At 64.8% G+C, this 18,684-nt stretch carries 14 protein-coding genes; 13 read left to right on the top strand and 1 reads right to left on the bottom strand.

The features are described from left to right. Positions 1–215 precede the first annotated feature (215 nt). The 4 genes from M878_RS73860 (at position 216) to M878_RS94705 (ending at position 6,397) form a co-directional block, all read left to right on the top strand. Positions 216–1,448 carry an NsdA family TPR-like regulatory protein gene (locus M878_RS73860; RefSeq protein WP_023549752.1) on the top strand — a complete coding sequence of 411 codons (1,233 nt, stop codon included), beginning with the start codon at positions 216–218 and terminating at the stop codon, positions 1,446–1,448. Positions 1,449–2,189: 741 nt separating this feature from the next. After that, a complete protein-coding gene (locus M878_RS73855; RefSeq protein ID WP_031225639.1) occupies positions 2,190–3,428 on the top strand; it encodes a helix-turn-helix transcriptional regulator in 1,239 nt (412 codons plus the stop codon). A 965-nt stretch (positions 3,429–4,393) separates the two neighbouring features. After that, on the top strand, positions 4,394–4,600 hold the full coding sequence (locus tag M878_RS000000101925) for a helix-turn-helix domain-containing protein (RefSeq protein WP_023549749.1): 207 nt from the start codon (positions 4,394–4,396) through the stop codon (positions 4,598–4,600). Positions 4,601–4,822: 222 nt separating this feature from the next. Next, positions 4,823–6,397, top strand: a complete 1,575-nt coding sequence (locus M878_RS94705) for an RNA-guided endonuclease InsQ/TnpB family protein (protein WP_106962750.1) — start codon at positions 4,823–4,825, stop codon at positions 6,395–6,397. Here M878_RS94705 and M878_RS73840 read toward each other — a convergent pair. After that, positions 6,394–7,185, bottom strand: coding sequence for a phytanoyl-CoA dioxygenase family protein (locus tag M878_RS73840; RefSeq protein WP_023549747.1), 792 nt, complete (start codon positions 7,183–7,185; stop codon positions 6,394–6,396). The genes M878_RS94705 and M878_RS73840 overlap by 4 nt on opposite strands. A gap of 407 nt (positions 7,186–7,592) precedes the next feature. Between M878_RS73840 and M878_RS73835 the strand changes: the two genes are divergently transcribed. From M878_RS73835 to M878_RS48715, 9 genes are all read left to right on the top strand, one after another. After that, positions 7,593–8,702, top strand: coding sequence for an FAD-dependent oxidoreductase (locus tag M878_RS73835; protein ID WP_023549746.1), 1,110 nt, complete (start codon positions 7,593–7,595; stop codon positions 8,700–8,702). Positions 8,703–8,721: 19 nt separating this feature from the next. Beyond that, positions 8,722–9,687 carry a glycosyltransferase family protein gene (locus tag M878_RS73830; protein WP_023549745.1) on the top strand — a complete coding sequence of 322 codons (966 nt, stop codon included), beginning with the start codon at positions 8,722–8,724 and terminating at the stop codon, positions 9,685–9,687. Positions 9,688–9,702: 15 nt separating this feature from the next. Continuing rightward, positions 9,703–10,812, top strand: coding sequence for a DegT/DnrJ/EryC1/StrS family aminotransferase (locus tag M878_RS73825; protein WP_023549744.1), 1,110 nt, complete (start codon positions 9,703–9,705; stop codon positions 10,810–10,812). 59 nt (positions 10,813–10,871) lie between these two features. After that, entirely contained in the window at positions 10,872–11,915 is a 1,044-nt protein-coding gene (locus M878_RS48725) for a hypothetical protein (RefSeq protein WP_023549743.1), read from the top strand. Next, entirely contained in the window at positions 11,912–13,204 is a 1,293-nt protein-coding gene (locus tag M878_RS92980) for a nitroreductase/quinone reductase family protein (protein ID WP_023549742.1), read from the top strand. The genes M878_RS48725 and M878_RS92980 overlap by 4 nt, the downstream gene beginning before the upstream one ends. Before the next feature lie 42 nt (positions 13,205–13,246). Continuing rightward, positions 13,247–14,416 (top strand): glycosyltransferase family protein, encoded by a 1,170-nt coding sequence (locus M878_RS73815; RefSeq protein WP_023549741.1) that lies wholly within the window; start codon positions 13,247–13,249, stop codon positions 14,414–14,416. Next, positions 14,413–15,246, top strand: a complete 834-nt coding sequence (locus tag M878_RS94700) for an HAD family hydrolase (RefSeq protein ID WP_078630366.1) — start codon at positions 14,413–14,415, stop codon at positions 15,244–15,246. The genes M878_RS73815 and M878_RS94700 overlap by 4 nt, the downstream gene beginning before the upstream one ends. 194 nt (positions 15,247–15,440) lie before the next feature. Further along, on the top strand, positions 15,441–17,942 hold the full coding sequence (gene leuS / locus M878_RS73810; protein ID WP_023549739.1) for a leucine--tRNA ligase: 2,502 nt from the start codon (positions 15,441–15,443) through the stop codon (positions 17,940–17,942). A gap of 35 nt (positions 17,943–17,977) precedes the next feature. Then, positions 17,978–18,613, top strand: a complete 636-nt coding sequence (locus M878_RS48715; RefSeq protein WP_342452727.1) for an NUDIX domain-containing protein — start codon at positions 17,978–17,980, stop codon at positions 18,611–18,613. The last annotated feature ends 71 nt before the right edge of the window (positions 18,614–18,684 follow it).

The raw sequence follows: 18,684 nt of genomic DNA, 5'->3' as shown, positions 1-18,684 counted from the left end.
CTCATTCCGCCCAGGACCTCGGAGATCACCGTCGTGAATCTCCAGGCACCACGCGATCGACACTCTGTATGCGTACGGTTACCGTCGGAAGGGTGGACATGGAGGTCACTTCAAGTGCCCCCTACCGTGTCCCCGCTGTCCGCCCGCGAGGGGCGACTCTGCGTGCAAGACTCGTCTGGAAGCGAAGGCCGGATGGCTGAGGTGGAGGGCACGGCATGATCGACGACCGCCCTGTCTGGGCAAAGCGCATGGAGTCCGAGCGCACCGCCCGTAACTGGAGCCCTCTCGATGCCGCCCGCGCTATGCGTGCCCACTCAACCCACGACCTGCCGGATGAGCGAACGCTTGCGCGATCCTGGCGCCGCTGGGAGTCCGGGGCGATCGAGCCCCGAGACCACAAGGCACTGATTGCGGCCGTCTTCGGCACAACCACCCACGCTTTCTTCCCTGCGGACCATCGCAGGGACGGGAACACTGAGGTGCGGGATGTCTCGGGCATGGACACCGTTGAGATCGTCGCCCGGCTGCGCGCCTCAGACGTCGATGAGGCCACCTTGGATGCGCTGCGCATCACGGTGGACAGGCTCTGCTCGGAGTACGCCTACATGCCCGGCGACCAGCTTCTGGTCGAGAGCAAAGCCTGGCTCCACCGAGTCGCCGGCATGCAGCACCAGCGCCTGACGCTCGCACAGCACCGAGACGTCCTCGCCCTTGCAGGCATGCTCACCTTGCTTGTGGGCTGCGTGGAGTACGACAGCGGGGGTGCAGCCCGCACCCGCGCGGAGGCCACTCGGCAGGCCGCACTGTCGATCGGCCGGGAGGTCGGACACTCAGAAATTCAAGGGTGGGCGCATGAGATGCGCGCCTGGTTCGCACTCACGAACGGAGACATGCGCGGTGTCCTCGCCGCGGCGGACGACGGGCTCGCCGTTGCCCCCAACCAGTCCGTAGCAGTGCAGTTGCTGGCTCAAAAGGCTAAGGCCTGGGCCAGGGTTGGGGACCGGCGGCAGACGGAGGTTGCCCTCGACGCCGGGCGCCGTCTCCTGGAGTCCTTGCCCTACCCGGACAATGTGCAGAACCACTTCGTGGTCGACCCGAGCAAGTGGGACTTCTACTCCATGGACTGCTATCGCAAGGTGGGCGACAACCAACTGTCCGAGAATCTGGCCCGTGAAGTCCTCCGAGCCGGCGTGGACTTCGACGGCACGGAGCGTTCGCCCATGCGCAACGCCGAGGCGCGGATCACCCTGGGCGTTGTCGCTGCCCGAGGCGGTGATCTCGGCGCCGCCCTCACTTACGGCGAGCAGGCCCTCCAAGGTGACCGGCAGTCCCTGCCTTCCCTGATGATGGTGGCCGGTGATCTCAGCGCAGTCCTAACCCAGCAGTACGACGATGATCGAGAGGCACGCGAGTTCGTGCAACACATGCGTACCCTGCGCTCCCGCTGAGTCTTCGGATCTTCTTCGCGGAGACGGCAGTGGTGGTAGCTGCTCATCGCGTCTGATAGCTCAGGGGGATGCCCTCCTGCCAGTCGTCGTGTCCGGGCGTGCCGCGTCCCAGGCGAAGGGCATGGTTGGGGCGCGCAGCCAGGCAATGGGCAGAGGAGGTTACGGGCAGCGCACCCACCCTTCCACCTGACCCGCAGGCTGCCATTGTGCTTACCTGGCGAGGTCAGCTGGTACGGCATGTCCTGCGATGCTGCCGAGCTGGGCGGCGTTGTCGTCGTGCTCGGTGCCCCAGGTGCGCGGGGCACCCGGGGATGCGCCGCTCGGTCGACGTGACCTGGCGTGTGCGGGCGACGGGTCGGTACACGGTGGCGTTCACTCTGGGTGGAGGTGTGCGCGGGCGAGGAGTCGGCTCTGACACCCAGAGCAAGGGGGCGGCTTCTCTGGGTAGTTGGAGCGTCCGCACAATTTGTCCGTGGGTTTCTGTGCGCTGCCCCTTGACGCGGCGTCGATTGACCTCCTTCGCGATGCCCCTAATTGGGGAGTATTTACTATTCATCCTCTCCTTCGTGTGCCGCCCCTGTGAGCTGTGCTCGTTCCACCGAGGCTTCAAGCCGGCGCCGCAGCGCACGAAGCCCTCATGGACGGACGGCGCCCTCGTAAACACTTGGCGACGCAGTCCGCCGAGGGGTGCCTTGTCCGTACTCTGATCTGAGTGCTCCGTCGCGAAGGGATGATCCGTCCATGGCCGAGAACGTGACGCTGGGCGACCGGCTCCGGATAGCCCGCAAGGTTCGGAGACTGTCTGTCGCTCAACTCGCTCAGAAAGTCGCCGTATCACCCAGCTACATAGAAAAACTCGAATCCGGGAAACGGAAGGCGCCGCTTTCGTTGGTCCTGGCACTGGCGAAGGCGCTGCACTTCGGCGTGGAAGTCCTCACGGGGCAGCCGTACTACGGGGAGCCGGAGGCCGAGGACGGGGTCCACGCGGTGATCCCAGAGCTCCGGCGGATCATGCTGTGCTACGACACCCCCGACGAGCTGGATGTTGCTCCCCGCGCGCTGCCGGTACTCGCTTCAGAGGTCGATCAGATCGCGGCTCTACGGCGGGACGCGCGGTACGCTCCGATGGGACCGCTCCTGGCGCCGATCATCACCGAGCTCACGCACGTGGCGCTCAGCACTCAGGGCGACGAGGAGCGGACGGCCTTCTGGCATCTCGCCCGCGCCTACCGGGCAGTCAACTCCCTCGCGCACAAACTGGGCCATCATGATCTCTCGACCGCGTCGCTAGAACGCGTCCGTTGGGCTGCGGACCGGTCTCGTGACCCGTTGATGCAGGTCACTGCCGCCTACCTGGTTGCCGGTGCGATGCTCCGACAGGGCGCTTACAGCTCCGCTCGTCGCAAGCTGCTGGCGCTGCGCCGCGAGCTTGAGCGGATTCAGCCGGAACGGTCGTACTCGGACGACGCTCTGGCGGTGGACGGCGCTCTGCTACTCAAGCTGGCTGTGCTCGAGGCGCGCGAGAACAACCCTGATCGTGCGGGCGACTACCTGCGGGAAGCGGAGCAAGTGGCCAGGATGGCCGGCAACCGTGATTCCCTCGCGTACGAGATGTCGTTCGGGCCGACGAACATCCGCATTCACGAAGTACACGCGATGATCGACATGGGCGACACGGAGCAGGCCCTGGCGCGGCTTCGAGAGTGGGCCCCCTCCTCCGGCGGTGAGTGGATGCCGCCTGCGGCGACAGTCGGCGAGCGGTCGAGCCACCACTTCATCGACGTGGCCTCGGCGAAGCTCGCGGCAGGGGACAGGCCGGGGGCCTTCGCCGATCTTCAGCGGGCGCGCAGGGTGGCGCCGAACCACGTCAGGTTCCACCCGTCTGTCCGCGAGACCACGTCTGCGTTGCTGCGCTTGGAGACCCATCCCTCCAACGAGCTGACAGCATTCGGGAGTTGGGCAGGCCTTACCACAGCCTGACGGTACGTCAAGGGGTTTGGCCGAGAGACCCCACGGACAGTCTGTCCGCTCACGGCGCTTGCAGAATGGAATGGTCTCCTCACAACCAGTTGTGGGGAGACCATTCGCATGATGCCTGATGCCGCCCCGGGAGCGTCCGCACCGTTGCCTCGATGGATGCCCGTTGGCGAGGAGTCTGACCTTTGCGCCGCGGGCACGTGGTGGGACGCCATCCGCGCAGTCGAGGCTACTGGTCTGCGTGCCATGGAGATCCTCGTCGAAGCCGGCGACCTGATCGGGCCCGTCATTCTTGAGGCCGGTGGCCCGGAGCCCCGTCTTTACTTTCTCGTCCCCAAGGGCACTGCACCGGATTGGGAAGAGCCAGGGACGGTCGCGCTCGGTGTGAAGTGCCACGTCATCGTTCCCCCAGCAGGCAAGACCGAGCCGTCCGGTCTGCACTGGCACAGGTTGCCCAGTTCTCCGAGGGCTCTAACGCAACCCGCTGCGCTGCGCCGAGCCCTGAGCAGGGCCCGCAGAGAGATCTATGGGTCCGCGGAGGACTCCACCCTTTAGGTCCCACACGGTCGAGTGGGCATCAGCAGCACCCAGATGCTGCTGCTGAACGCTTCGGGTGGCGTCTCGGCTGTTCGCGGACGGCGCTGGCCAGGGTCCGCGCCGTCGCGGCCTTTCGTCCCCAATTGGTATCTCTGTTCATCGAGGAGAGGATGTCCGTGTCGGCAATTCCCACGATCAAGACGCCCGCGACAGGAGAGCATCTGCGTCGCTGTGACGGTTGCGGGTGCCGACTGAGTCGGTATAACAGCGACGAGTACTGCAGTACGTGTCTCCGGCCGGCGTGGGCACCTCAGCCGTTCGTCCCAGCCCACGTCTGGGAGTCAGCCGAGGTTCAATTAGCCCTCCGAGAGAGAGACTTCGGCACTGTCTGCCTACTTGTCCGGCAGCTCGGATCGCTCCGGCAAGATGATGTGGCCACGCTGACGGGCCTGAGCCAGGCTTTCCTGTCGATGCTGGAATCCGGCATGCGCAGGCTCACCAACATCGACAAGATCGTCATGCTTCTCGACGGCCTTGATGTGCCGATCGAGCTCACGGGCCCGATCCTTCGTGGCCCGCAGGATCCCGCCCTGCTTCATCGCCAGCGATCTGCTCCCTCCGAGCTCGAGTCCGCGTAATCCCAGCCGGACTGGGGCTTGTCCGATGGGTCTCGCCTCAGGACTCCTTGGAACCGGGCGGAAGATTCGAGTGGCTGCCGTGATCGGGCTGCTTGCGAGCCTCACCGAACACTGCGTCGGCCTCGTGAACACCGGTGCAGTGAGGGGGAGAGATGGTTGCCGGGATCTGGTGGGTGACGAGCACTATGCTCTCGCCACGGATGCCGAGCTTGTGGGGGATCGATGACGTCGCAGGAGGTATTGCGCGCCTACCGGTTTGCCCTGGACCCATCCGACTCCCAGGCTGCCCTGCTCACCCGGTACGCGGGCGCCGCCAGGTGGGCCTTCAACCATGCACTCGCAGCCAAGCAAGCCGAGCACCAGAGATGGCGCGCCGAGGTGCAGGCGCTAGTCGAATCCGGAGAGACCGAGGCAGAGGCCCGCAAGCGCATCAAACTCGTGGTCCCTTCCAAACCAGCGATCCAAAAGGCGTGGGTCACCGGCCGGGGAGACAGCCGCAGCGCCGTGGACGGTTCGTGCCCCTGGTGGTGGGAGGTGAACAATCACTGCTTCCAGTCCGGGTTCATCGACGCCGATGCGGCGTGGAGGAACTGGCTCTCTTCCCTGCGGGGACAGCGTGGTGGGCACCGCGTTGGCTACCCCCGCTACAAGAAGAAGGGGCGCAGCAGGGACTCCTTCCGACTGCACCACGATGCGAAGCGCCCCTCGATCCGACTCGTCGGATACCGAAGGATCAATCTGCCGAAGTTCGGCGAGGTCCGCATCCACAACTCCGGCAAGCCCTTGGCGCGCATGGTCGGCCGTGGGCAGGCGGTGATTCAGTCGGTGACCGTGTCACGCGCTGGGAGCCGCTGGTATGCATCGGTGTTGTGCAGGGTGCAGCAGGAGATCCCTCAGCGTCTCACCGCTCGCCAGCGTGCCGGAGGAGTGGTCGGAGTGGATCTTGGTTCTACGCACCTGGCTGTCCTGTCTGGGCGGCTTCGCCAGGCGGATCACGACAGCAATGTGGTCGAACACCCTCGGCACCTGCAACGGTGCATGACGCGATTGACGAAGGCGCAGCGCGCTCTGTCCAAAACCGTCAAGGGGTCCGTACGCCGCGGAAGGGCGGCACGTAAGGTTGCCCGGATCCATCATGTGGTCGCTGAGCGCCGGGCGACCCACCTTCACGCACTGACCAGGCAGCTGGCGGAGAACTTCTCGCACATCGCTGTGGAAGGCTTTGACGTGCAGGGGCTGATGAAGCGGCCACCGGTTCCTGGTGAGGGCCGTCGGGCCAGTTCGATCACCGCGCGCTTCAACAGGTATCTGCTGGACGCGGCGCCAGGAGAGGTTCGCCGGCAACTCGCCTACAAAGCCCTTTGGTATGGGTCCACGATGGTCGTACTGACGCCAGGTGAACCAGTCAATCAGGTCTGTTCGAGATGTGGATCGCAAAACTCACGTGTATCCGTCTCGGACAGTAGATTCAGCTGCCGCGATTGCGGATTCAGTATTGGGCGGCGCCATAATGCAGCGCAGAATATCAGGCATGCCGCCCAACGGATGATTGGAAACGTCACCTCGGGTAGCGGGGAGACGGAAAAAGCTCGTGGAGTTGCGGTAAGACCCTCAGCCGGTTCGGCGAAGGGCGCGCAGCGTCGAAGCGAGAAGACATCGGGCCATCGGGGTCTGATGCCACCCCGCGAGAGTGATCTCGCGGCACCGTGTGTTCCCCACCAGGGAGACATGCAGGGTGACCAATCCACTGGGTCCACTCCCGAGCGAGATGGTTTCTGCGACCCGGGTTGTGGCTAGACGTCGAGAAGGAATCGGGCAGCGACGCTGAGTCGTGCCAGCGTGTCGTTGCGTATGAATGTCGCCTGGTCGAGTTGCTGTGGATTAGACCTGCGAGTGAAGTACGCGTGGAGTGCCTGGCGCGGCTCGCCGCTCTTGTTGGTGGTGCCTCCATGCCACAGATGGCCATTGAACATGATCAGTGACCCTGCCGGAGCCACGATGAGAGTCTCCGCAGGATGAGTGTCAACAGGGTCGGCCATCACCGCGGACGGCGCCTTCCTCCAAAGGTGCGATCCGGGCACGACGCGAGTCGCACCATTTTCGCACGTGAAGTCATCGAGCAGCCATATTGAATTGAATACCTGAAAGTCTCCGGCCTGGGGGGCAGGCCCCCGCCAGTCGGCATGCAGTGGCTGCTGGCCTTCGTGAGGCAATGGTTGCCGACTACTCAGCGAGGACAACTTGAATTCTCCAAGCACACGCTGCACACCCGCGAGGAGGACGGGATGGGTGAAGCACTTCTCGAAGACGTGCCCCTTGTTCACCAAGTCTGAAACCCGGTCTGTGCCAGGCTCCTTGTTGACCTCAGTGCCGGCCTTCTCACCTTCCATCACCAAAAGCTCGGCCAGGCGGTCTCGCAGCGCCTGAACCTCGCATAGAGTCAGGAATCCTTCGAGAATGACGAATCCGCGTACATCGAGTTGCCGGATCAGCTCGCTACCAAGTAGATCTTCTGTGACGCCGAGATCCTCCATGGCTTGACTCATGTCCATCGCGGTGGTCCTCTCCAGGTCGGCGAAGCTCACTGATCGTGGTCCCGAGCGGTCTGCACGCTCGGCAGCATCTTGAACGCATCGTTCCCTCTCCCTGTATCACGTCGGCGATATCACGCCTGTGATGTGCGATTCGCCAAGTGGAGCTCCAGTATTGCTGCTCGGTCCTGACGTCCTTGGCGGTGAGCTGGAGCCCCTAGCAGTGCACTCCTCCGCACGTCAGCGGTCCAGCCCGTCCCCTCGCAGACTCGCGGCTCAGGGCCGTGATCACCGCCTCGCGTGCAGCCGCACGCCTAGTCGCAGCAGATGGGAGTACCAGTGTTGCCACAAGTCGCGGCGAGAACTGCCTGTGGATCAATGTGGGCGTCGAGTAGTTACACCTTCACCTTTGCCGCCCTGGGAGTCCAACGGCCCTTTTTCCTCGCTGGATTGGATGCGCGGTGACCGCCGCCAGGAGCTGCGTTGTAGTCGGCGCCGGGCTGACGGGTGCGACCGTTGCATGGCAACTGGCCCGGGGCGGCTTCAAGGTGCGTGTCTTCGAGCAGGCCGACGTGGTCGGCGGTCATATACGGAGCGAATGGCTCCGCGGAGTCCCGTACGAGCCGCACGGGGCGCACATCTTCCACACATGTGACTCCGAAGTGTGGCGACTCGTCAGCGAGCACACGGCCTTCGTGCCCTACGAGCATCGCGTCACCATTCGTGTCCGCTCGAATCAGCTGAGCTGGCCCCTGCAGCGGAGCGAACTGGCCCAGCTTGAGGAATGGCCGCGAATTGAGCGCGAGTTGGCGGTCCTGCCCCGGAATCCTGATGCGACCAACTTCGCCACCTATTGCCGGACGCTCATGGGAGACACCCTGTACGGGCTATGTGTCCGCAACTACACGATGAAGCAGTGGGGCCGTGACCCCGAGTCGCTCTCGGCGTCCGTCGCGGCCAACCGGGTTGAACTCCGGAATGACGGTCACCGCGGCTTGTTTCGCGACCCATACCAAGGGTGGCCTGAGCGCGGTTACGCCCACCTCGTGGAGTCCCTCCTGGCGGACGCCGAGGTGCACCTCGGGCAGCCCGTAACTCACTCCGATCTCGCGGACTTGGCCCTTCCCGGCGAACCCGTCGTCATCACGTCTGCGCTCGACGACTTCTACACTTGCGAGCTTGGCCCCCTGGAGTGGCGCGGAGTCCGGCTGGAGAGCCAGTTCATGCCCGACGTCACACTTGCGCAGCCGTCGATGGTCGTGAATGAGCCCGACCTCGCGGTCCCTTGGACGCGGACAATCGAAACCAAGTGGGCGCTGGAAAAACTGCATGCGACCCGCGGCACGGTGATCATGCGTGAGTATCCCGGCGCCTCAGCAAAGCACTACCCGGTGCCCGACAGTGCCGGCTCCAACAGGTCCCTCCAAGCCGCATACGAAGCGAAGCTCGCCAGCTACGAGCGCAACCCCCTGCGGGCTGCGGGCCGCCTCGCCACCTATCGCTACATCAACATGGACCAGGCCGTCCGGCAGGGCCTGGACACAGCACGTCACATTGTCGAATCCCACTGATCCGAGAGAAGGGGCAGGCATGACCGCCGAGATGCTGCATACGCCCATACCGGGCACAACCAGCGGCGCGATTCCCGTCATGGTCCCAGTCGGCCCGGACCACGACCCGCGACCGGCCATCCACTCCAGCCTGCGCGCCATCTCGGAGGCACCTCCTCAGACTTTGGCCCTGCACATCCTGGTGTTCAACGGCAGCCGCCAGCCGGCCGTGGACCCTGGGCTTGTCATCAAGGAACTGTCCGAATCGCCGGCGCCGTTCGCGGTCGCAGTCATCAGGGGCGATGTCGGATACATCCGAGCTGTGCGAGAAGGCCTCAGCATCTCCGAAAGCCTGGGCACAAGGCAGGACCTCGTCGGGTTCCTCGATGCCGATGCCGTCTTGCGTGGCCCTGCCCATTGGTCCCACCTGGAGTGTGCCCTGGCGGCCGAACCCGCCCTCGACGCCATCAGCGGCATGGTCATCCACGAGCAGTGCTCAATGTGGGAAACGCCGAGTTCGCAGAGGTTCATTCAGACCCTGGAACGCGTCTGCGGTGTTGTGAGCAAGCCCTATATCCAAGGCGGTGCGGGCGGCACGTTGGCACGTCGACCGGCGTTCGAGAGGGCAGTTGATACAGCCCTCGATCTCGGCACGCTGATCGGCCCCAGTCTCTCGGCACACGCTCTCTCCACGGGCCACACAGTTCGCGCCACGAGCCATCTTCCCTGCGGGCACACGCCCCGCCGGTCCCTCGAAGAGTGGCTGACGTCCGTCACCGCATACGAGAGGTCGTGGCGACGGCTGCTGAGCCTGTACGGGACGGACATCGAGCGGCCCTGGCGCGAGTTCCTCAACAGCGCCGTCAAGCACGTGGTTTCTGACCCGCAGCTGGCTCGTGACCTCGCCGACTGCCAGGCCCTGCGGCAACTCGTCGTTGACCGAGTCGAGCACGAGCACGTCTCGCCCACCGCTGGGTCCGTCACTTCGATGGCCACCAGCATCTGACTAAGGAGCGACGCAGTGATCCCGTTCCACTCCAACAGCAGGCAGCACGACGCCCTTGCAGCGGAACTCGCCCAGGCGATCGGCTCGGTCGACCTTGCTGACGACACGGCGTTCGCCCGGAGCGTCGAGACGTTCGAAGGACTGCTCGCGGACTACAGCCAGGCTGGCTCTGCCGTGGCAGTCGCCTCCGGCACCGACGCGCTCATCATCGCCCTCCGCGCTCTCGACGCCCCGGCGGGCGCAGAGGTCATCACCTGCGACTTCGGTTTCTACGCCACCGCGGCGAGCATCATCATGGCGGGCTTTACCCCGGTCTTCGTTGACGTAGAGCCCGGCCGGATGGTGATGGACCTGGACGCGGTTCGGGATGCGATCACCCCGAACACTGCGGCGATCGTGCCTGTGCACCTTTTCGGCGAAGCCATCGACATGCCGGCACTGCGGCAGCTCGCGGACCAGCACTCCCTTGCCGTCGTCGAGGACGTGGCCCAAGCACTCGGTGCCCGCACCGGAGGAAAGCACGTCGGCACGTTCGGCACAGCTTCGGGCATCAGCTTCAACTGGTCGAAACACCTGTCGAGCTTCTCCAACGGCGGTGCAGTGCTGACCAATGACCCCGAGATCGCGGCTCGCGCCCGCTCACTGCGAGGGCACGGAAACGCCGGTGGCTTCCGCCACACGCGCATGGGCCTCAACAGCAGGCTGAATCCCTTCGAGGCGGCGCTGCTGTCCACGAAGCTGCCGCACCTGGACACATGGATCACCCGCCGCCGAGAGATCGCAGCCCGGTACACGAAGAACTTCGCCTCATGCGGCCACGTCGTCACGCCGACGGCGACGGAGCCGGAAGCGCACGTGTACCACAAGTACACGATCCAGGTCCCGGACCGTGACGGGCTGCGCAAGCGCCTCGCTGACCAGGCGATCGGCACCCTGGTCTGCTACCCGGTACTTCTCCACGACCAGCCAGCGTTTGAAGGGCACGCGCTGCGCGCGCACAGCTTCACCCGTGCCGCCGATGTCGCAGCCGGAGTGATCTCGATACCCGTCTATCCGGAACTCACCGACGGCGAGGTCGACGCCATCAGCGAGGCCATCATCGCCTACGTGGACTCCGTGGCCTGATGGTTCGACGGACCACGGCTCCGAAGAGTGATCAGCTGCCTGATCGTGTCCTGCGGGACATGTACCGGCGGTCCAGCTCCTGGCTCCTGAACGAGCTGCGGCTCGTGCCAGCCTTGGAGCATCAGGACCTCATCGGCTACGGTCCCGCGGCAGCGGGGATCGCCTTCGCGTCCAATGCGCACTTCACCCCGCCCAGTGGCGGATCAGTAGTGGTGGGCGGGGCGTGCCTCACGAACTGCGCAGCACAAGTCGACCGGCTGCGCGTTGAGTTCGTGGCAGACACGCTGCAGCCGCTGCTCCTCGCTGCGTGGGCTGGCGTGCCCTGTGTGCTGTTTCTGCCGATCGGTGAAGAGATCCTCGTCAGCGATCCGGCAGTCAGCCCGTCCGCCTGGCAGGACTTCGGCCAGCGTCTCGAGGGTTTCGTGAATCGCATCGCCGCAGCCATCCCTGGAGGTCGTCCACCGGTTCTGGTTCGGACTGACAGGAAGCCTGTGTCCTCGGCTCTAGACAGCGCCGCGGACGCCATCACCGCAGTCACGCCGGGCGGAGACATCGAGGACCTCTACACCATCCGTGCGTCGAAGCCCTCACGGAAGCCGCCGAGTGCGGCCCGGCTGCGGCAGTACCGGCGCAGCATCGTGACGTACCTGCCGGCGGTGGTTTCGGACCTTGTTGGATTCTCCGTCGAGCACGTCGTGGTTGCCGAAAACCTTCATCAGGCCAAAGCCATCTCTACAGCGCGCACCGTGATGGAAGCCACCGGTGCCCGGGAGCGGCTTGATCATCTCGCTCACGTTCCTTCGCCGTCGGTCTCCGGCACAGGACGCATGGCCCGAGCGGAAGAACGCTCCACCGTGTTCTGCCTCGATAGCGCGGAATCCCGGGCAGAGAAGGTGCGCCGCATGTCGGCGTCAGTCCGCTGGTTCTGGGAGTCCGTGTGCCCGGACCCGCTGCTCCCTGAAACCGCCGCCCATGGCGGCGGCCGGGTCCGTGCAGCATTCGACGAATGGCACCGACTCCTCAGCGAGGTCTCCAGCGGACCCGCAGCTCGGGACGTTCCTTCCCGTACCCCCCACCACACGTTTGAAGGAGCCACGCGATGACCAGCAGCCAACGGCCTATTGGCGTGATCGGCCTCGGCGAGATGGGCGGCACAATCGCTCAGCGAATCCTCGCCGTCGGCCATCCAGTGATCGGTCTCGACAAGTCCCCGGCAGTCGAAGATCTTGACTCTTCGGGCTTCGAGCGTGTCCAGGTCCCGGCAGAGGTTGCTGGCCGCTGCGACGTTGTGCTCGTGATCGTGCACAACGACGACCAGGTGCGGGAGGTGCTCCTGGGCGAGCGCGGTATCGCGGAAGCCGCGCGCCCGGGGACAGTGGTGGTCGTGCATTCGACGGTGGACCCCGCGACGTGCACAGCATTGGCAGACGAACTTGCCACCCATGACATCGCGCTCATCGACGCCGGGATGAGCCGTGGCCGCGGCTCTATGCGAGACGGTGTCCTCACCCTGTTCGTTGGGGGAAGCGCCGACACCATCGAGGCAGCGCGGTGGGCGCTCCACCTCTACAGCAACAACATCGTCCACGCGGGTCCTGTCGGTACCGGCATGGTCCTCAAGCTGTGCAACAACCTGCTGCTCCACGCCAACCGGCTCGCGATGCTGGAAGTCGCCCACATCGCCTCGACCGCAGGCCTGTCACGAGAGTCGCTCCTCGACGGCGTCCGCTCCAGCACGGGAAGCAGTTGGGTGCTCGAACACTGGGGCAAGAAGGACGAGGACGCCCTGGATGCCGGGATCGGAAGCCACCCCTTCGTGGATCGGACCACACGCGAAGTCGTACTCGCCCTCAAGTACGCCAAGCGTCTCGGCCTCACGCTGCCAGCCACCACAGCGACCGGGAAGTACCTCCCGGACATCCTGACAGACGGGCTGCCCGCTCACTTCGGCAGCAAGGCCGACGGCGATGGGAGGCCGGCCGGCCTCATACGCCGCAACCGGATCATCGAAGAGTTCCGGGCCAACGAAGGTCGACTGGGCGGCATCCGGGAGTCATGGAAGATCCTTCTCCTCACCACCGTTGGTGCCCGTAGCGGGCAACGCCGCACCACACCCTTGTCCTACCAAGCTGAAGGCGACAACCTCTATGTCTTCGCCTCAGACGGGGGGAACGAAAAGACTCCGGACTGGTATCACAACATCCGCGCTAACCCGAAAGTCACGGTGGAGATCGGCGCTAGGAAATTTGAGGCTACCGCGATCGAAGTGACAGGGGTGGAACGCGAGGAAGTATTTACCCGGCAGATTGAACGCGACCCCGAATTTGCGCGCTACGAAGCCAGCGCGGCGCGCGCGATTCCCGTTATCACCCTCCGCGAAGCCGGGGCATAACGCTCTCTGCAATGAATCGGGACACTCCACCAGGGGGTAGGCGTGCTGTATATCGACTTCGGCGTGAGCATGGCCACAGGCCTGAACGGTGTGGGGTTCCGGGCTTGGGAACTCGGCTCCGCTTTGGCGCACTACGAAGACGTGCTTGTGATCACTCCTGATGTGCCGCACGCGGACATTCAGGAAACCTGGTCTGACACGCCTTGGCAAACGCAGGATGAGACGATCCGCAAGACTCCTGCCCGCCGAGACATCTACCTGTTCGGCTTCGCAACACCCGTCGATTCCATTCGGCGTTTCAAGGAGGCCGGAGCGATCTGCATCTTCGATGCAATCGTGTGGCCTCTGGAGTACACGACGTACCAACGTGTGCACGACGCAGCCGACCCGGTCTCCAAGTACAGTGGACTGCTCGACGAATATCTGACACGGCTGCGGATGGCAGACGGCTACCTTGTGGCCAGCGAGGTCGAGAAGCAGGTACTGACCGGCATGCTCACGACCTGCCGCTTCGACCTGCTCCTGGAGCCGTCCCGAAACATGTCGCTCGACGATCTCTTCTGCCAACTCCCCGTCGGCTTCAGCGACATCAACGAGCGCACCAGGTGGAAGAAGCCGCCGTCGCGAGACGCAACCGGACCCGACTTCGTGTGGAACGGCGGCCTGTGGAACCACTACTCCCCGGTAACCGCAGTTCGGGGTCTTCGCGCACTCCTTGAAGCGGGGCAAGAAGCAACCTTGTGGTTCCTGTACCCGCAACGCGGTACGCCGACCGCTGCCTATCGCGCTGTTCAGGAAGCCGTAGCGGAGGACCGCCGGCTCGCCCACCTCGTCACGTTCTGTCGCGGTGGCCTGTCCCTGGCGGACCGGATCACAGTGATGGAGACGGCACGGGCCGCGCTCTGCCTGTATGAACCTCACGTTCTGTGGGATCTGTGCCCGCCCATGCGGCTTCGGGAAACCGTTCTATACGAGCTGCCCATCGTGGCACCGCGTCGAGGCGCCCTGGGCGACCTCGTCACCGCCCACGGGATCGGAGCCACGACTCCCTCCCTGGCCGTGGACGATGTCGCGGCAGCAATGCTCTCTTGCCTGGACGACGAGACCGCTTCTCAGAGGCAAGCGGCTGCCCGGGCAGCCGCAGAGAACTACCGGTACGAAGCACTGATGCCCACGGTCGCAGCCTGGCTCGACAAGGCCCGTGCACGATGAAGCGAAGAGACACCGTAGTACTGGACCTCGACGGAACTCTGATCGACGAGCGAGGTGCTGTGGACCGGGCTTTCCTATCCGCAGGACACGTCGGACACCAGCTCATCGGAGTCGACGCGGCCCACCTGGCTCGTACGGCTCGGATCACTGCTCAAAGGCTCTGGTGGAAGGCCAGGTGGATAGACCCGTTGAGTGATGCCTTCGGGATCTCAGCCTGGGACGGCCTCTCGGAGGACTTCGACCGCGCCGTACCGGCCCTGGCCCGGTTGCGAGCGTGGCTCCCATCATTCCGGGAGGCTGCCTGGCAGCTCACGCTGGAACGGTGCGGAGTCGGCGGGGACGGTGGCCGAGCTGTGGCTGCTGCGATGAACGAGCGGTATATACAGCACCGCCACCAGGACGTCACACTGCTCCCCGGAGCGGCGGAACTTGTCGAGCAGCTCGCCTACGAAGAGCGGCGTGTGGTGGTGCTCACCAACGGACCCGGCGACGGGCAACGCCGCAAGCTGGCAGCGACGCGACTACTGAAGTACATGTACGATCCTGTGATCTCCACCGAGGCCGGATTCGCGAAGCCTGATCCGCGGGCCGTTGCTAGCGCCGTCGACAGAGCCGGCGGCCAGATCGAAACGGCAGTCGTGATCGGCGACACCTACGACCGAGACATTCTCGGAGCCTTGGCCTGCGATGTTCCCTCCATCTGGATCACCGGCCAATCCAGCACGCGGGCTCATCCGCATCCTCGCGTGATCCGTGTGGATTCGACACAGACCGTGCTGTCGGCTCTGCGGGCGCTGGAGAGCGCCAGCGGCAAGGAGCCGTCTCGCTAGGCGGACGCTTGAGCGAGGAAGGCCCGAGATAGAGCCGAACTGCCGCTAATGGCGCGCTGGCTGATAGGCAGGCCGCGCTACCCTATCCGGGTGCGACGGCTGGGTCGGCGTGCGGATTTCCGAAGAGCGCCCACCATAACCGCCACACCGAGTCCGGACCGACTCATCACCTTCCGTAACAAGGACTGGAACAGATGGCTGACGAGCAAGGGGCCACCGCCCGGGAGACCTACGACCCCCACGCCGGCATCGACAAGTGGCTTCGGCTGTGGCGGGAAGAGCGACTCTTCGAGGCGGAGGAGCTAACACCTGCGAGCCCGAAGGACGAGAAGCGCACCCTCGTCGTCAGCATGTTCCCGTACCCGTCAGGCGACCTGCACATGGGGCACGCTGAGGTTTACAGCATCAGCGACACCATGGCGCGCTTCGCCCGCATGCGCGGCCAGCAGGTCCTGAACCCCATCGCGTGGGACTCCTTCGGCCTGCCTGCGGAGAACGCTGCCCGCAAGCGCAACCTCGACCCGCGTGACTGGACCTACGGAAACATCGACATCCAGGCCGAGTCCTTCGAACGCCTCGGAATCTCCTTCGACTGGCGCACCCGTTTCCACACCTCGGACCCTGAGTACTACCGCTGGAACCAGTGGCTGTTCCTCAAACTGTTCGAGCGCGGTCTCGCCTACCGCAAGGAAGCACCCGTCAACTGGTGCCCCACTGACGAGACGGTCCTGGCGAACGAACAGGTCATCCAGGGCAAGTGCGAGCGATGCGGTACCGACGTGGTCAAGAGGAACCTGACCCAGTGGTTCTTCCGCACCACTGCATACGCTCAGCGCCTACTGGACGACATGGACCAGCTCCAGGGCAAGTGGCCGGACGAGATCCTGAGCATGCAGCGGAACTGGATCGGCCGCTCGACCGGTGCACACATCGACTTCAAGATCGAAGACCGCGAAGAACCCGTCCGCGTCTTCAGTACCCGGCCCGACACCCTCTACGGCGCCACCTTCTTCGTCGTGGCCGCAGACTCTGCGCTCGCCGACGAACTGTGCGATGCCGAGCATCGGGCACTCTTCAACGACTACCGGACCGCCCTGGCATCCAAAGCCGAGATGGAGCGGCTGGCCATCGATCGGCCCATGACCGGCGTCTTCCTTGGCCGTCACGCGGTAAACCCCGTCAGCGGGGAGAGGCTGCCCGTCTACGCCTCCGACTACGTGCTGGCCGACTACGGCACCGGCGCAGTCATGGCAGTTCCGGCGCACGACCAGCGTGACCTCAACTTCGCACGCGCCTTCAACCTGCCCGTGCGCGCTGTCGTGGAAACCGGCGAATCGGACCCTGCTGAAACCGGCATCGCGACCGCCGGCGACGGCGTCCTCATGAACTCCGGTCCGCTCAACGGGCTGCGCAAGGACGAAGCTATCGCAACAGTCATCGCGGATCTGGAGCAGCAGGGCGTCGGCCAGGGTGCCGTCACGTACCGCCTGCGGGACTGGCTCCTGTCGCGTCAGCGGTACTGGGGTACCCCAATCCCGATCATCTACTGCGACTCGTGCGGCGCGGTGCCCGTTCCCGATGACCAACTGCCGGTCAAGCTCCCCGAGAGCGGCTACACCCTGCGCCCTGATGGCGGCAAGTCGCCCCTGGAGACTGCCACCGAGTGGGTGAACGTCGACTGCCCGTCGTGTGGCGCACAGGCCCGTCGGGACACGGACACGATGGACACCTTCGTGGACTCCTCGTGGTACTTCCTGCGCTACCCCAACCCCAACTATGAGGACGGGCCGTTCGACCCGGCCGGAGTGGCCGCATGGCTCCCGGTGGACGAGTACGTCGGCGGCAAGGAACACGCCACCGGCCACCTCATGTACGCACGGTTCCTCACCAAGGTTCTCCACGACCTCGACCTGGTCCCGTTCACCGAGCCGTTCACTCGCCTGACCAACCAGGGCCAGGTCATCATGAACGGCAAGGCCATGAGCAAGAGCCTGGGGAACCTGGTGAATCTGCAGGAGCAGATTGCTCAGCACGGCCCGGACGCGGTGCGCGTCACCATGCTGTTCGCAAGCCCGCCTGAAGACGACATCGACTGGGCGGACGTGTCACCCGCCGGCTCGGTGAAGTGGCTTGCCCGTGTCTGGCGCCTGGCCGGCGACGTCGGCAATGCGACCCCAGCGTCCGACGACAACACGGGTGATCTTGAACTCCGCAAGACGATCCACAAGCTCATCAACGACGCCACTCAGGCGATGGAGTCCAAGAGGTTCAACGTTGGCATCGCTTGCCTGATGAAGCTCACCAACACGCTTCGGCAGGCTGTCGACGGGCAGCTGGGCGCAGACGACGCCGCAGTTCAGGAGGGCACCGCGGCCCTGGTCCGCATGCTGTCCTGCGTCGCTCCGTTCACCGCCGAAGAGTGCTGGGTCCGCCTCGGCGAGACGCCCTCCGTTCTTAAGGCGGGCTGGCCGGAAGTGGATCCGGCTCTCCTCGTGGAAGAGCAGGTGACGTGCGTTGTCCAGGTGGCAGGCAAGTTCCGCGACCGTATCGACGTCTCACCCGACATCAGCGAGCAGGACCTGCAGCAGCTGGCTCTGCAGTCCGAGAAGGTGCAGGCGGCTCTCGGTGGTGCAAGCATTGCGAAGGTCATCGTGCGCGCTCCGAAGCTGGTGAACTTCGTTCCTGCTCGCGGTTAACGATCACCTGTGTCTGCCCGCATGCCCGCTCGGACATGCGGGCAGACGCCTTCTCCACCACCTCCAGCACCTCCCGTTGGATTCGACCGCACCGCCGCACCAGAATGTCGGGGCGAGAGGGGACACCTGAGATGGGATATACGCGAGGCCGAAGCATTACGCATTGTCCCTACTGTGGGTTCTCCTACCCGTCTGGCGTCGGCTGGCCCAGAGACTGCGGGAGGTGCGGTGAGACGAACTGGGCAAATCCCCTCCCGGTCGCAGTCGCCCTCCAGCCTGTCCGTACAAGCGTCGGCAAAACGGGGCTCGTCGTCGTACGACGGGATGTCGAACCATGCCGAGGCCAGCTCGCCTTGCCCGGCGGATACATTGAGGTGGGAGAGACCTGGCAGGAGGCTGCAGTACGGGAGTTGAGGGAAGAGACTGGCATCGCGGCTGTTCCGCAGGGCATCCAGCTCTTCGACGCGCGGAGCGCGGTCAACACCATTGACCTGTTTGCCCTGTTGCCCAGACAGGACGAAGAGACGCTTCCAGAACCTGCGGCCACCACTGAGGCCACCGAATGGCTCGTGGTCGAGGAAGCCGTGGAACTGGCCTTTCCGGCGCACACCGCGGTCATGCGCATGTACCTCTCCGATGGCCACGCCGCCTATTCGGCGGCCGCCGCATAGCCGCATGGAGCATCGGCGGGCTTGGCTGAGAAGGACAGCAGTCAAGCCTGTCGACGACGGATCAATTGCCC

The organism is Streptomyces roseochromogenus subsp. oscitans DS 12.976 (assembly GCF_000497445.1).
GTDB lineage: Bacteria > Actinomycetota > Actinomycetes > Streptomycetales > Streptomycetaceae > Streptomyces > Streptomyces oscitans.
Note: the sequence above shows the minus strand (reverse complement) of the source record. Positions and strands in the feature narration are given on the sequence as shown.